The sequence below is a fragment of the Streptomyces sp. NBC_00091 genome (assembly GCF_026343185.1).
GTDB lineage: Bacteria > Actinomycetota > Actinomycetes > Streptomycetales > Streptomycetaceae > Streptomyces.
This window is the reverse complement of the sequence record NZ_JAPEMA010000002.1, coordinates 110,839-125,650: the sequence shown is the minus strand read 5'-3', so window position 1 is coordinate 125,650 and position 14,812 is coordinate 110,839. Positions and strand designations below refer to the sequence as shown.

At 72.2% G+C, this 14,812-nt stretch carries 8 protein-coding genes and 1 pseudogene; 4 read left to right on the top strand and 5 right to left on the bottom strand.

The annotated features are described in order from the left end of the window. Positions 1 to 119 precede the first annotated feature (119 nt). Positions 120 to 2,384, top strand: coding sequence for an MMPL family transporter (locus tag OOK34_RS28305; protein WP_267036995.1), 2,265 nt, complete (start codon positions 120 to 122; stop codon positions 2,382 to 2,384). A 74-nt stretch (positions 2,385 to 2,458) separates the two neighbouring features. Here the strand turns inward: OOK34_RS28305 and OOK34_RS28300 are convergent. Together OOK34_RS28300 and OOK34_RS28295 are read right to left on the bottom strand one after the other, a co-directional pair. After that, positions 2,459 to 3,502, bottom strand: a pseudogene (locus tag OOK34_RS28300) (IS5 family transposase). A 173-nt stretch (positions 3,503 to 3,675) separates the two neighbouring features. Next, positions 3,676 to 4,608 carry a hypothetical protein gene (locus OOK34_RS28295; RefSeq protein ID WP_267036994.1) on the bottom strand — a complete coding sequence of 311 codons (933 nt, stop codon included), beginning with the start codon at positions 4,606 to 4,608 and terminating at the stop codon, positions 3,676 to 3,678. 82 nt (positions 4,609 to 4,690) lie between these two features. Here OOK34_RS28295 and OOK34_RS28290 point away from each other — a divergent pair, with 82 nt between their 5' ends. Continuing rightward, positions 4,691 to 9,115, top strand: coding sequence for an AAA family ATPase (locus OOK34_RS28290; protein ID WP_267036993.1), 4,425 nt, complete (start codon positions 4,691 to 4,693; stop codon positions 9,113 to 9,115). Positions 9,116 to 9,163: 48 nt separating this feature from the next. Here OOK34_RS28290 and OOK34_RS28285 read toward each other — a convergent pair whose 3' ends face one another. Further along, positions 9,164 to 10,225 (bottom strand): hypothetical protein, encoded by a 1,062-nt coding sequence (locus OOK34_RS28285; protein WP_267036992.1) that lies wholly within the window; start codon positions 10,223 to 10,225, stop codon positions 9,164 to 9,166. A 647-nt stretch (positions 10,226 to 10,872) separates the two neighbouring features. After that, positions 10,873 to 11,883, bottom strand: coding sequence for a glutathione S-transferase family protein (locus OOK34_RS28280; RefSeq protein ID WP_267036991.1), 1,011 nt, complete (start codon positions 11,881 to 11,883; stop codon positions 10,873 to 10,875). Between the two features lie 563 nt (positions 11,884 to 12,446). Here OOK34_RS28280 and OOK34_RS28275 point away from each other — a divergent pair. Both OOK34_RS28275 and OOK34_RS28270 read left to right on the top strand, forming a co-directional pair. After that, complete coding sequence (locus OOK34_RS28275) at positions 12,447 to 12,854, top strand: YciI family protein (RefSeq protein ID WP_267036990.1); 408 nt, start codon at positions 12,447 to 12,449, stop codon at positions 12,852 to 12,854. An 8-nt stretch (positions 12,855 to 12,862) separates the two neighbouring features. Then, complete coding sequence (locus tag OOK34_RS28270) at positions 12,863 to 14,008, top strand: RNA polymerase sigma factor (RefSeq protein ID WP_267037541.1); 1,146 nt, start codon at positions 12,863 to 12,865, stop codon at positions 14,006 to 14,008. Positions 14,009 to 14,176: 168 nt separating this feature from the next. Here the strand turns inward: OOK34_RS28270 and OOK34_RS28265 are convergent, their stop codons facing one another. Further along, positions 14,177 to 14,626 (bottom strand): hypothetical protein, encoded by a 450-nt coding sequence (locus tag OOK34_RS28265; RefSeq protein WP_267036989.1) that lies wholly within the window; start codon positions 14,624 to 14,626, stop codon positions 14,177 to 14,179. Positions 14,627 to 14,812 lie beyond the last annotated feature (186 nt).

The following is a 14,812-nucleotide window of genomic DNA, read 5'->3' as shown; positions in this document are numbered from 1 at the left end:
ACTCCGCCCCGGGGCCGATGGATCCGCGGCCCGCGGGCCGATGCCGCGGAGCGCCGTGGCGACGAGTCTCGGCATTGGCGGCCGTACAAGGACGGCCTCCGAGGTGGTTGGAGGACCCGATGCTCTCGAAAGCCCTGTTGCGCCTGGGCGCAAGCGCCGCCCGCCATCCCTGGCGGGTGATCGCGGCATGGCTGATCGCCGCCACGCTCGCCGTGCTCGCCGCCGTCGCCTTCGGCGGGCGGACCGCGGACTCGTTGACCGCTCCGGGACTGGACTCCCAGCGGGCCGCGGAACTGATCGAGCGGGCCGGCACCGGCCAGGAGGGGATGACCGCCCAAGTGGTCGTCACCCCCCTCGATGACGGTGCGACATTCTTCGACGACGACAGCGCGCGCACCGCTCTCACGCGGCTGCAGACCGAGGTGAAGCGGCTGCCGCACGTGCTCGGCACGAGCGACCCGGCGGGGGCACTCGACACGGGCGGGGACACCGCCGTGCGCGGCGGCCTCGTTTCGGCCGACGGGCGGATCGCGGTCGTCCGGGTGCAGTACCCCGACCAGAGCCGGCTGTCGGCCGAAGACCTCGACGCCCTCGTCGATCTCGGCGACCGGCTGCGCGCCGAGCTGCCGCTGCGCATCGAGATGGGCGGGAACCTCTTCTACGCCTTCTCCGACCCCGACGGCGGCGTGAGCGAGCTGATCGGCCTCCTCGCCGCGGCCGCGATCCTGTTCCTGGCGTTCGGTTCGCTCGTCGCCGCCGTGCTGCCGATCGGCATGGCGGTCTTCGGGCTGACCGTCGGGGTCGCCACGATGACGGTACTGGCGGGGGTGACAGAGGTCCCCACCTTCGCACCGGTCCTGGGCAGCATGGTCGGGCTCGGAGTGGGCATCGACTACGCGCTGTTCGTGCTCGCCAGGCACCGGGAGTACCTCGCGTGCGGGCTCGATCCGCAGGCGGCGGCCGGACGAGCGGTGGCAACGGCGGGGCGGCCGGTGGTCTTCGCCGGCGGCACCGTCGTCGTGTCGATCCTCGGCCTGGCGGTCGCGAACGTGCCGTTCATGACGGTGGGCGGGGTTGCCGTCTCGATCGTCGTCCTGACGATGGTGCTCGCGTCGGTGACGCTGCTGCCGGCCTTCCTCGGCGCGGCGGGCCCGCGCCTGGCCCGGGCCGGCCGGATCGGCCGGGCTCTGCAGACCAGGAAGCCGGGCCGACTCGCACGGCGGCGGGACCCGGCGGCAGGCGCCGCCCACGCCGCCGGGTGGCGTCGCTGGATCGGGCACGTCAGCCGGCACCCGGTGCCGTACGCGGTCGGCGCGGCGGCGCTGCTGCTGACCGCGACGCTGCCCGTGCTCGGCCTGCGCGTCGGCCTGCCCGACGACGGCTCACTGCCGCAGAGCCGTACCGAGCGCCGGGCCTACGACCTCGTCGCCGAGGGGTTCGGCCCGGGCACCAACGGTCCCCTCGTCATCGCCGCGGACCCCACCGGTGATCCGGGAGTGCTGGACCGACTCGTCGGGGCGGTCGCGGCGGATCCGGGCATCGCATCCGTCGCGCCGACGCACATCGATCGGGCCACCGGCATCGCGACCCTCGTGGTGTTCCCGACCACCAGCCCTCAGGACAAGGCCACGGCCGACACCATCGCCCGGCTGCGCACAGACGTGCTGCCCGCGGCGATCGGGCACGGCCCGGCCAGGGCCCACGTCGGCGGCGCCGCCGCGAGCCTGTCCGATGTGGGCCAACGCACCAGCCAACGCCTGCCGGTGATCGTCGCCGCCGTGCTGGCGATGTCGTTCCTGCTGCTGATGCTGGTCTTCCGCTCGATACTCGTACCGCTCAAGGCGGTACTGCTGAATCTGCTGAGCATCGGCGCGGCCTACGGCATCATGGTCGCGGTCTTCCAGTGGGGCTGGGGAGGCGCACTCATCGGGCTGGAAGCGACGGTTCCGATCGTGTCGTTCATCCCGACGTTCCTCTTCGCCATCCTGTTCGGCCTGTCGATGGACTACGAGGTGTTCCTCCTCTCCCGCGTACGCGAGGAGTACCTGCGCACCGGCGACAACGGCACGGCGATCGTTGAGGGCGTTTCGGGCACCGCCCGGATCATCACCTCGGCCGCCCTCATCATGGTGGCGGTCTTCCTGTCCTTCGCCGTCGCCGAGGACCCCTCCACCAAGATGTTCGGGCTCGGCCTGGCCACCGCGATCTTCATCGACGCCACGGTCGTACGCATGGTGCTGGTACCGGCGACCATGACACTCCTCGGCCGGACCAACTGGTGGCTGCCGAAGTGGTTGGACCGGATGCTTCCCCGCGGCCCGGTCGGCACCGACGACACCGACGCGGAATCCACGGGTGAGACCCCCGCGTCCACGGCTGGTTGACCGTTGACTCAACTCCTGCCCGCCCTTGGCGTCCGGCACCTCAGCGCGTCACCCAGGGGCATGTCGAGTCGTGATCATCGGGTGGTCCTGGTGAGGTCCTTGATCCAGATCATCGAGGCGCGCAGGTGGAGACCGGCGAGGCAGCTGTCGGGAGTCTTGTCGTATCGGGTGGCGATGCCTCGCCATGCCTTGAGCTTGTTGATCAGGCGTTCGACGGTGTTCCGCTCCTTGTGGAGATCGGCGTCGTGGCTGACGGGTCGGCCACCTCTGGAGCCCTTCTTCTTCCGGTTGGCGGCCTGGTCCTTCTTCTCCGGGATGACCGCCTTGATACGGCGTTTGCACAGGTGGGCGCGGATCCGCGGGACGAGTACGCCTTGTCCCCGGCGACCGCGTCCGGCCGCATGCGGGGTCGGCCGACGGGCCCGCGTACCCGTACCTTCTTCAGGACGGGGATGAACTGAGGGCTGTCCGCTGCCTGGCCTGTGGTCAGGATGAACGCCAGCGGGCGGCACTTGCGGTCGGCGGCGAGGTGGACCTTGCTGGTCTGCCCGCCTCTGGAACGTCCGGGGAGGGCGGCCTTCAGCCGGAGTTTCTGCCGACGCCGGATGCGTCGTCGTTCTTCCAGCGCGGGATCACTTTGGTCTCTTGCCCGTTTTGCTCTTCGAGGCCGCCCCCTTTGACCTGGCCTTCTCCTCCTCGGCCGCGGCTTTCTCCAGGGCGGTGACGACGTCCTCGTCGAGGTGCATCCCGGCCGCGTCGTGGTGGGCTCGGGCGGTGGTGGAGTCGATGCTGACCAGGGACAGGTCCACCTCACCCCGCTTCGCGGCTTCCGTGATCAGGCCCTCCAGCAGGGCCTCGAAGACGCCGGCGTCACACCACTGCCGGAAGCGGTTGTGGACGGTCGACCAGGCGCCGAACTCCGTCGGCATCTCCCGCCACTGCCCGCCCGTCTTGAACCGCCAGATCACGCCCTCGAACTGCTGCCGCAGTCGCTCGGGGTACGGGCCGTACTCGCCGATCGGCAGGTACGGCTCGATGAACTCCCAATTCGGATCGGTCAGTTGCACTCGCGTCGCGTAAGACCGTCTATCGGACCGGACCGTGCCACGAAGGCACATCCCGCAAATTGATCACGACTCGATACGCGCCCTAGGTCGGCGCCGGGGCGGAGGCACCGCCGGTTACGGGGGCGAGAGCCCGGCACATCAGGGGAGGGCGGGTGTCGTGTACCACTGGCTGAGCTCCGCTCTGTAGACAGCCTCGCCCCGCCGCGGCCCATCGCTGTCGACGCCTACAGGGGCGTGTCGTCAGCGGTCAACGCGGCGACCGTGTCGGCGACATCGGCCTGCGCCAGGTAGCGGACGGCGTCGTGGGGGGCGGCGAGGCCGTTGTTGACCCGGGTGTCGAGCAGGGAGCCCGAGGTCACCACGTGCGCGAGGCCCGCCCCGCCCGTGACGGGGTCGCCGTCGGCGTGGAAGTTGTGCCAGGCGAGCCACTCCGGCACGGCCACATGGGCGTCGCCCGGCAGGCCGCGGCGTACCGTGAGCCAGCCCAGCGGGGAGCCGCAGGTGAGCAGCGTGTGGATGCCAGGATCCCGCAGCTCCCGGCGGTGGAGCATGTCGTACGCGATCACGCTGCCGAGCGAGTGGGCGATGAGGACGCGCGCCCCGGAGCGTTCGACCTCGGCCCGGATCACCTTGCGGATCTGCTCGCCGAGTTCCTCCTCGTACAGGTAGCGGTACGCCTGCCGGACCAGGACCAGGACCTTCGTCCCCGCCCCCCGCCCGTGGCGGGCGTCCGCCGCCGCGAGGCGACGGGTGACCGCGCCCGGGACGTACGGCAGAGGGGCGCCGAGGGTGCCCTGGTGGGGGCGCGCCTCGGGGAGCGGGCCGGGCGCGTAGGCCGTGAGGGCCTGGAGGACGAACTCCTCCTCCCGCTCGTCCATCGGCCCGTCCGCCCCGGGCAGTTCCGCGTCGGCAAGGCCCGGGCCCGGGCCCAGGCCCAGATGCCTGCCGCCGCCGGGGGCGTCCGGCTTGTAGAGACCGGTGTAGTGCGGAACCGTCAGCGCGGGTACGGCCGTGCCGGTGGCGCCCGGCCGGCGCCTGAGGCCTCGCGCGAGCGCATTGCCCCAGTCGTACGCCAGGCGGACCTCGTTGGTCCTGCCCTGGCCGATGCCGTGAACACCGACGATGTGTACGCCGCCGCCCCTTGTGGTCTCGCTCATCGCGCTGCCCCCGCCTCTCCGCCCCCGCCGGCGTGCATGATCGTATCGGGTGGGCCCGGGGAGGGCTCCGTAGACCAGTGAGGTGCGTGTGCAGGAGGACCAGCAGCCGGTGACGGCCGACCGACGGCTCGTGGTGGTGAGCGTCGACGACTACCGGAACAACGACGCGGACTTCACCCGGGCCATCGAGGCCCAGGTGTCCGTCGTCACCGGATGGCTCGCCTCACCCGCCCTCGCCGAGGAACACCGGTTCACCGTCTCCCGCACCACCGGCCTGTACTCGGTGAAGGACCTCAAGGAGTTCCTGATCGGGCAGGACCTCGATGAGACCCCCGAGGAGGATGCCCTGGTCGTCTACGTGACCGGCCACGGGAAGAGCAGCGGCGCCCGCAACCACTACCTCACCTTCGCCCTCACCGACGAAAAGGCCCTGGAAAGGACGGCGTTCCCCACCCGGGAGATCGTCTCTGCCGCACTCCACAGCCCCGCCGAGCACGTCCTCGTCCTCGTGGACTCCTGCTTCGCCGGCGCCCTGCGCGAGGACGTCGCCTCCCTCGTGTCGGACATGACCGCCGAACGCCGCGCCACGCGCACGGTGGCCGTCGTCGCCAGCGCCGACCTCCACGAGCAGCCCGAGCCCGGCGAGTTCAGCGAGGTGATCTCGCGGGTACTGGACCGCCTCCGGGACGAGTCCCTCGGCATCGTCGGCTCCCACCTCTCCTTCGAGCAGTGGGGCAAGCTCCTCGACCAGGCCAGCGAGCAGGTTCCCCATCGCAAGGAACCCCAGTGGCTGTGGCCCCACCGTCAACGGGACGTACCGAGCGCCTGCCTGCCCAACCCCCGCTACCGGCCGGTCAGGCAGCTGGTCTCGGCCCCACGCCGCCAGGTCTCGATCTCGCGCCGCACCCTCGCGTACTGGACCTCGCGCGCCTCGGGCCGGACCAGCGACCAGGATCCCGGCTGGTACTTCAGCGGCCGGGCCGCCCTGATGCGCGAGCTGGTCTCCTTCACCCGCTCCGGAGCCGGCCTGCTGATCGTCACGGGCTCCGCCGGTTCGGGCAAGTCGGCCCTCCTCGCCCGGCTCGTGACCCTCAGCGACCCCGTCTTCCGCGCGGATCCGGAACTCGGAGCCATGGCGCAGGCCCTCCCGCCGGACCTGTGCCCGGACGAGGGGGCCGTGGACATCGCGGTGCTGGCCCGCGCCAAGACCTCACTGACCCTGACCCTGATCCAGGACCTCCTGGCCGCCTGCGGCCTCCCGCTGCCCGAGGGCGCGACGCCACCGCTGCCCGCCCTGCTGGAGCACCTCACAGCACTCGGACGCGTCACCATCGTGCTCGACGGCCTGGACGAGGCCGTCGACCCGGCCGCCTGCATCGCCGACGTCGTCCTCCCCCTCGCCCGCAGCCGCGGCGTGCGCCTGCTGCTCGGCGTGCGGAGCTCCCTGGGCTTCAACGGCCATGCCGACGACACCGACGAGGACGCCGACCAGTTGCTGGCCGGCCTGCTGGGCGTTCTGGAGGAGGACACCTGGCAGGAGATCCCGTACGAGATGCTCCGCACGAATGAGCCGGAGGCGCTCGAGGACATCACCGCCTACGTGACCTCGCTCCTCATGAGCGGCCCGAGCCCCTACGGGGACCGGCCCAACACCGCGCTGGCCACCGCACGCATCGTGGCGAGCGGGGTGTGGCCCTCCTTCCTCGACGCCCGCCTGGCCGCGGCGCAGCTGCGCGCCGCCCCGGCCGTGCAGGACCTCGACGAGGACGCGTGGCTGGAGCGGCTCGAGGACGGGACGACGGGGCTGCTGCGCGAGGACCTCGAGCACGTCGCGCGGGACACCGGCATGCCGGTGCGCCTGTTGCTGACGGTGCTGCGGGCCACCGCCTTCGCCCCGGGCGCCGGTCTGCCGTGGGCGGAGGTGTGGCCGGCCGTCGTACGGGCCATGCTCGCGGAGGACGGCCGCGGCGAAGAGACCGGGCAGGACCTGGACACGGCCGTACGGGCGTTTCGCGCGAGCCGCCTCATCGGATACCTCACGGAGGGCCAGGAGGACGGCCACACCGTCTACCGTCCGGTCCACCAGCGGGTGGCGGAGACCCTGCTCACGGCGCCGGACCGGCTGCTCGACGCCGGGACCGCCGGGGCCGCCGGGACCGCCGGGGCCACACGGCGACTGCCCACGCCACGCCGGATGCACCGGGCCATCGCCGAAGCCCTGGGCGAGCTCGCCGAACGCGACCGGCCGCACGCCCCGCACCCCTACGTCCTGCGCCACCTGGCCTCCCACGCCGACGCCGCCGGCGTGCTGGACGACCGGCACCTGTCCGTGGAGCTGCTGGCCCGGGAGACCTCCGGAGGACTGCGCAGCCGGCTACGGCTCCCGCTGCCCGTCGGCGACGCGGCCCGGCGCAACGTGACCGCCGCCGCGCTCGTCGAGCCGTACGTGAACGAAACCACCGGCGCCGCCTCACGGCTGGACAGCATCGTCTTCCTGCGGGAGAGCCTGGGCGGGGAACTCCGCGAGGACGGCACGCTTCCCCTGGGCCGCGACGCGGACCGGGCACCCGAGCCCCCGCTGCTCGCACCGGCCTGGACGGACTGGGTTCCGGCGGCGAACGTGCTCGCGCAGGCACCCGGCAGGGTGACGTCCCTGCACGGGTTCGGCCTGCCCGACGGGCGCGCGCTGGTGGCGTCGGCGACCTACGGCGGGGTCCGGGTCTGGGACGGCGCGACGGGGAGGTCCGTCTCCACCGTCGGCGGAGTACGGACGACGGGTCTCGCCCCCATCACCGGGAACAGCGGCCGCGTCTTCCTCGCCTCCGTCGACCACGCCGGCGCGCGGATCTGGGATCCCCTGTCGGGCCGCCCCGTGGCTCACGAGGACGGCCTGCGCGGCGACGGCGCGGTCAGGGTGCTGCGCCAGGGGGCCGACCGCTGGCTCGTCGCGTTCCTCCGCGAGGACCACCTGTGGCTGTGGCGGCCGGGCGAGTACCGCGGGCTCGAGCCGATCCCCTTCCCCGTACGGCCCCACCACCCCGACAACTCCGTCGTGCTGCGCGGCCGGTACGGCAGGACGCGGCTCGCCTACGGCGGACAGCGGGCCGGCATCCACCTGTGGGACCCCGTCGACAGCCCCGACGAGACCGATTACCTGCACCTGGGCAGCGGCTCCTTCAAGGGCCATGTGATGGCCGCCGTACGCGGGCCGCGCGGCTACGACCTGCTGGTGACCTCCCACGGCATCAAGCACGGCCTGCACGTATGGGACCCCGAGACCGGCGAACAGGTGGACCGGATCCCCTGGGCGGCCAGGCGGCTGACCTCGGTGACAGGTCCGCAGGGACACCCCGTGCTCGCCGTCGTCCGCGGACGGACCCTGAGCGTGCTCGACTTCGCGGGAACGTCCCGGAACCTGCTGGCCGAGTTCCCCGTATCGGAGGTGGACGCGATCGCCGGGGTCGCGGGACGCGACCGCCCCTGGGCCGTGGCCACCGCCGGCAAGGAGGGGATCCGGCTCACCGTCCCGGGACAGTCCGCCCCCTCCGGAACCGGAACCGGAAGCGGCAAGCGGGGGCGCGCGGGGCGCCGCGTGGTCCACCCTCCGGCGCGCCCGGGGAGCCTGTGCCACGTGGAAGACGGCCGGTCGTACGGCCACGGCCTCCTGGCGGTGGCGGCGGACAGCCGCCTGACCTTCTTCGACGCGGAGAGCGGCGGGCTCTGCGGGTCGCAGCCGTTCCCCGGCGTGCGCGGCGTACGGCAGGTTCCCTCGCGCGAGGGGCAGATCCTCGCCGTGGCGAGCCCCGAGTCCATCACCCTGTGGGACCTGGAGCAGCAGCGGGTGGAGCGGGAGATCCCCACCGGGGAGTTCCGCGCCTGGTGCACGACGGTGCTCGCCGACGGGGTGGAACCCGGGGTGATCACCGCCACCAGAGGCGGCGTCCTTCTGCACGACAGCGCCGGATCCCACACGCTGCCGCTGCCTGCGCAACACTCCCGGGCAGACATCACCTGCCTCACCGCACTGCCCGACGGCCGGCTGGCCGCGACCGCGCGCGGGACCCTCCTGCTGTGGGACCTGAGGACCAGGGACCTCGTCGGCGAGGAGGAGGTCGACGACCCGTCCTGGATCCGCGCGCTGTGCGTCCTGCCCGCTCGGGGTCACCGGTTCTCCCTGGCCGCACCCTCCTACGACGCGATCTGGCTCTGGGAGGACATCCGGCGGGGCCGCGGCTTCGGACCGCCACGCCGGATCACGATCCAGGCCGACTCCGTGACGGCCCTCGCACCTCTGCGCCTCGAGTCGGACACGGTCATGCTCGCCTCGGCGGGCGGCACGGGGCTGCGCCTGTGGGACCTGCCGTCCGGGGAGCCGGTCCACACCCTGCTCACGGCGGCCCCGGTGACCAACCTGGTAACCGGCGCCGGCAACCTCCTCCACCTCGGCGGCCCATCGGGCCTCGCGGCCCTCACGCTGCCGGGCGCCGGCCTCACCGGGGACCGGTAGCAGCCCGGCGGCCGATGTGCACCCCCGCGGTGAGGGCAGGCGGGGGGATCAGTCGGTGCATGTTCCGATCGGCGTCGGCGCGCAGTTGGTGGGCACGTTCTCCGTCACGGTGGTGGTGCCGGTCAGGTTGACGGTGCCGCCGTCGTTGCGGATGCCGCCGGGGGCGATCCGGGAGTAGTTGCGGGTGACTGGGCTGTCCCGGACGGTCAGGGTGGCGTCCAGGTTCACGATGCCGCCGGCTCCGCCGTCGCTGAAGGAACGGTTGGCGAAGACGCTGGTGCGCAGCAGGGTCAGGTTGCTGCCGACCCGGTTCATGATGCCGCCGCCCGCGCCGCCGTCCTCCGCGGAGACGTTTCCGCGGATGAGGGAATCCGTGACGGTTCCGGTGAGGTTGAAGGAGAGGATGCCGCCGCCGTCCAGCCGGGCCGCGTTGTCCGTGACGTTGCTGTTCGTCATGGTCAGGCTCCCGCGGGCGTTCAGGCCGCCGCCGTCGTCCCGGGCGGTGTTGCCGGTGATGGTGGAGCCGGAGATGGTGGTCGTACCGTTCGAGGAGACGCCGCCGCCGTTTTCCGCCGAGATGTTGTAGCTCACGGTGCTGTTCCGGAGGGTCAGCGCGCCCCCCGCGTTGGCGATGCCGCCACCCGAGGTTCCAGGGCCCGACTTGCTCTTCGTGACGGTGACGGAATTGAGAGTGAGGGCGGCGCCGCTGCTCAAGATGCCGCCGCCGCCAGTGGGGGCACTGCCTTCGCTGACCGTGAGGTTGTTCAGGGTGAGCCGGCCTCCGGCGCCGGTGACTTCGAGGATGCGGAAGGCGGCGGCGGACTGTCGGCGGATCGTGCTGCCGTTGCCGATGACGTTGATCTCGCTAGTGACCCTGGGCAGGCCGTTGCCGGGGTTGTCGGCGGCCGTCAGTGTGTAAGTGCAGCGCAGGCTGAGGAAGAGGACGTCCGGACCGGGAAGGGCGTTGGCCTGGTTGATGGCGGTGCGCAGAGCCGTCGCGCTGCACGGGACGAACAGTTGTGCGCGGGCGTGAGCAGGGGTGGGCAGGGCGATCGCCGTCGCCAGGGCCATGGCGGCGCCCGCAAGGGCGGTGAGCTCGATCTTGGGCATACATCGCAAAATACGCAAAGCAGCCAACCGGGATGAGTGTCGCACGGGGACACACCTGCCTGAGTCCCCCTCAGGGGGCAAGCGCCCCCGCCAGTCGGGCCCTGCCCCAGGCTCACGGTGACGTTGGGGATCTTCGCCAGGCGGTCGAACTTGTTCTGGGCTGCGACCCGTCGCCTGACGCCTACCGCGCCATGTTCCGTCTGACCGTGATCGATCTCAGCGCCAACGGCGTACCGATGTTCCCAGCGCCACCTGAGCCCCGTGGGCCCGCGGGTCGGTCCGTGTGCATCAGCTGGGGACGTCCGTGGGTTCGGGGGGAACGCGGGGGTGGACTGCGGCGAGAGAACGAGGCCGAGCTCATCGAGCGCTTCGGGGAGCAAGTCGCGCACGTCGTAGTCCGCCTCGGCGCGTGTGCAGGCTGCCAGCACCCGTAGGTGCGGACAAGCCGCTCGGGGATCCGAACGGCGCGTTCGTCGTCGGCAGAGACCCGCTCAACCCGGTACGTGACCGGTACCCGATGCACGCGGGCGGCGAGACCGGCTACACCGCCCGCCCGCCGCCCGGTCCTGGGCGGCGGGCAGGCGTGAGCCGACGGGGGCCGGGCCGGCCGGGGATTGACCCGGCCGGCCCCGCCTGCCGGGGCCGTATCAGGGGTGCGACGGAACCTGGTGGGACGGGACGGTCTCGGCGGGGGAGGGAGGCCCGGGCGGGGTGCCGTCCCCGAACGGGCGCCCACCCAGCACCTCCCGGCCGTGCGGTTCGAGCCAGCCCGACGGGTCGGGGCCGGCGGGAACGATCCCGGACGGGTTGATGTGGCTGTGGACGATGTAGAAGTGCTTCTTGATGTGGTCGAAGTCGACCGTGTCCCCGAAGCCGGGCGTCTGGAACAGGTCGCGGGTGTACGCCCACAACACCGGCATCTCCGAGAGCTTCTGCCGGTTGCACTTGAAGTGGCCGTGATAGACGGAGTCGAAGCGCACGAGCGTGGTGAACAGCCGCACATCCGCTTCGGTGATCGTCTCGCCGACGAGGTAGCGGGACCGCTCGAGCCGCTCGGAGAGCCGGTCGAGGCGGGCGAAGAGACGCTCGTACGCCTCCGTGTACGCCTCCTGCGATTTGGCGAACCCGGTGCGGTAGACACCGTTGTTCACGTCCGTGTAGATCTCTTCGTTGACCGCGTCGATCTCCGGCCGCAGCGCGGCCGGGTACAGCTCCGGCGCCCCGTCACGGTGGTACGCCGTCCACTCCAGCGACATGTCGACGGTGATCTGCGCGAAGTCGTTGGTGACCACCTCGCCGCTCGGCACGTCCACGATCGCGGGCACGGTGATGCCCCGGTCGTAGCCGGGGTCGCGGGCGAAGTACGCCTCCTGGAGCCGCTCTATCCCCAGTACCGGGTCGCGGTGCTGGGGGTCGAGGTCGAAGGTCCAGCTGCGGGCGTCGTGCGTCGGCCCGGCAACGGCCATGGGCAGGGCCTTCTCCAGCCCGAGGAGCCGCCGGACGATCATCGCGCGCTGTGCCCAGGGGCAGGCGCGGCTCACCACGAGACGGTAGCGACCGGGCTCCACCGGGAAACCGTCGCGTCCGTCAGCGGTGATCCGGGTAGTGATGTAGCGGCTGTCGCGGGAGTACCCCTTGCTGCGGTTTACGTAGCTCATCCCGAGGCCCTACCCAGGCACCGCGATGACGAACATCCCGAACGGATCATCGCCTCGAGCGCCGCTGGAGTCTCCGGGAGAAGCCCGGCGAGCCGTTCGGCAGCACCGCCGACGCCGCCCGCAAGCGGGGGGCCCGCGGGGAGCTCGTCCGGGCTCTGGCCCGGCAGGTGTCGATCAGCAGCCGCTCCAGGGTGTCCCAAGTGCAGGTCCAGGGCTTGGCGCCGTAACTTCCCGCGCAGGTCGGATACCAGCGCCGGGGTGCCGGCCCGGCCGGTTTCCTGCTCAGGCCGGGGTGGTCTTCGGCGTTTCGGCGGGGCCATGGGGTCGATGCGGTCGCTGCCCCAGAGGATGATCTGCATCGGCCCGGGAGCCGTACCAGCCCCGCAGCCCCGCAGCCGCGCGGGTCGGTGCACTGCCGCGCTGTGCCCCATCCACCCCCGGTCCGAGCCCGAGGTGGCACAAGGCCCCAAAAAAAGTCGGACGGCGATGTCGAGAACCCGTGACTGGCTCCGTCCCCGCAATGAACGCGACCACAACGGGTCGCACCAGCGAGGAGAAACACCATGGCCAAGTACTTGCTGCTCAAGCACTACCGCGGCGCCCCGGCTCCGGTCAACGACGTGCCCATGGACCAGTGGACGCCGGAGGAGATCTCGGCGCACTGCCAGTACATGAGCGACTTCGCGGCCCGGCTCGAGGGGACCGGCGAGTTCGTCGACGGCCAGGCGCTCGCCCCCGAGGGCACGTTCGTGCGGTACGACGGCGAGGGGCGCCCGCCGGTCACCGACGGCCCGTTCGCCGAGACCAAGGACCTCATCGCCGGCTGGATGGTGATCGACGTCGACAGCTACGAGCGCGCCGTCGAGCTGGCCGGGGAACTGTCCGCCGCCCCCGGGGCGGGCGGGAAGCCGATCCACGAGTGGCTCGAGCTGCGCCCCTTCCTGGCCACGCCGCCCACCATCACGGAGTGACGTCCCAGATGGACGAGGCCCTCCTCCGGAGCCTCACGCCGAGCGTCCTCGCCATCCTCGTCCGCCGCGGAGCCGACTTCGCGGCGGCCGAGGACGCCGTACAGGACGCGCTCGTCGAGGCGGTCCGCGTCTGGCCGGCCGACCCTCCGCGGGACGCGAAGGGCTGGCTGGTCACCGTGGCCTGGCGCCGGTTCCTCGACGCGAGGCGGGCGGACACCGCCCGCCGCCGGCGTGAGGACCTCGTCGACGAGGAGCCGGCGCCCGGACCCGCGTCCACGGTGGACGACACGCTCCAGCTCTACTTCCTGTGCGCCCACCCCTCGCTGACGCCGTCGTCCGCCGTCGCGCTCACGCTGCGCGCCGTCGGCGGGCTGACCACCCGCCAGATCGCCCAGGCCTACCTGGTGCCCGAGGCGACCATGGCGCAGCGCATCAGCCGGGCCAAGCGCACCGTCTCCGACGTGCGCTTCGACCAGCCCGGCGATGTCGCCACCGTGCTGCGCGTCCTCTACCTGGTCTTCAACGAGGGCTACTCCGGCGACGTCGACCTCGCCGCCGAGGCCATCCGGCTCACCCGGCAGCTCGCGGCCGCCGTCGACCACCCCGAGGCGGCGGGGCTGCTCGCCCTCATGCTGCTCCACCACGCCCGGCGCGCCGCCAGGACCGCACCCGACGGCAGCCTGGTGCCGCTCGCCGAGCAGGACCGCGGCCGCTGGGACACCGCGTTGATCGCCGAGGGCGTCGGGATCCTCCAGGCGGCCCTCGCCCGCGACCGGCTGGGCGAGTTCCAGGCCCAGGCCGCCATCGCGGCACTCCACGCCGACGCGCCCACCGCCGAGGAGACCGACTGGGTGCAGATCGTCGAGTGGTACGACGAGCTGGCGCGCCTGACCGACAGCCCCATCGTCCGGCTCAACCGCGCGGTCGCCGTCGGCCAGGCCGACGGACCGCGCGCCGGCCTGGCGGCGCTCGCGGAGCTGGACGCCTCACTGCCCCGCCACGCCGCGGTGGCGGCGTACCTCCACGAGCGCGACGGCGACCTGGCGACGGCGGCACGGCTGTACGCCGAGGCGGCCCACAAGGCACCCAACCTCGCCGAACGCGACCACCTGACGCGCCAGGCCGCCCGGCTCAACGCCCGCCGATGCCGCTGACGGGTCTGACGGGTCTGACGGGCAGCGTTCTGGCTGCCCTCACTTTCGGGGCGGTCGGCGCTTCGCCGGCCGCCGCGCAGCCTTTGGTCGGCCGGGACGTACCCACGCCGGTGACGATCGCCCGTGGTGAGACCCGAGCGGTGCCCTTCCACAGGCCCATGAGCCGCCCTACGTGCCGGAGCGCGCCACCCCACTCGTGTCGACGACGAACCGGCCGTTCGCGGCGCCGTCGAAGGTTCCGGTCCTGATCCACTCGATCAGTGCCGCCTTGAACGTGGCGTGGGGGCCGGCCCAGGGTTCGCCGGGCCGTCCGCCGTAGGGCGTTCCTGATTCCGGAGTGCAGCGCGGGCCGGAGCAGCCCTCGATCAGCAGGCCGTGGCTCGCGCAGTTCACCTGGACCAGCACCTTGTTCGTCATCGATGCCGGGAGGGCATTGAAGATGGCGGGTGCGTTGGCCGGCGGCGCGCCCGCGTTCTGGTCGTCGAGACCGTGGATGACCAGCGTGGGTGGGGTCAGCTGCCCCGCGACGGTGGTGTTCCAGCCGTAGCTGGAGAACGTCGGGTAGCGATTGAGGCCGGTCGGGTTGCCGGAGTCGTCCCCTCCCCAGTCGCGCCCCACGGGGTCCTGCTCCAGGGTCTGCTCCCAGACCTGGTCATCGGCGCCTGGGATGACCCGCCCTGTGCAGGCGGCCTGGCGCTCAGAGGGCGTTTAGCTCCTTACTGCAGTCTTTTATGCCGGTATGGCCTTGCAGGCAGTCGGGGCTGCTGAGGTTGCTGTGATTCATGATGCGGAAGTGGCTGTCAG

Excerpts from the sequence above, each read along its gene's own strand:
- OOK34_RS28285 (WP_267036992.1), bottom strand. The coding sequence starts at position 10,225 with ATGCCCAAGATCGAGCTCACCGCCCTTGCGGGCGCCGCCATGGCCCTG.
- OOK34_RS28270 (WP_267037541.1), top strand. The coding sequence starts at position 12,863 with ATGGACGAGGCCCTCCTCCGGAGCCTCACGCCGAGCGTCCTCGCCATC.
- OOK34_RS28305 (WP_267036995.1), top strand. The coding sequence starts at position 120 with ATGCTCTCGAAAGCCCTGTTGCGCCTGGGCGCAAGCGCCGCCCGCCAT.
- OOK34_RS28280 (WP_267036991.1), bottom strand. The coding sequence starts at position 11,883 with ATGAGCTACGTAAACCGCAGCAAGGGGTACTCCCGCGACAGCCGCTAC.
- OOK34_RS28275 (WP_267036990.1), top strand. The coding sequence starts at position 12,447 with ATGGCCAAGTACTTGCTGCTCAAGCACTACCGCGGCGCCCCGGCTCCG.
- OOK34_RS28295 (WP_267036994.1), bottom strand. The coding sequence starts at position 4,608 with ATGAGCGAGACCACAAGGGGCGGCGGCGTACACATCGTCGGTGTTCAC.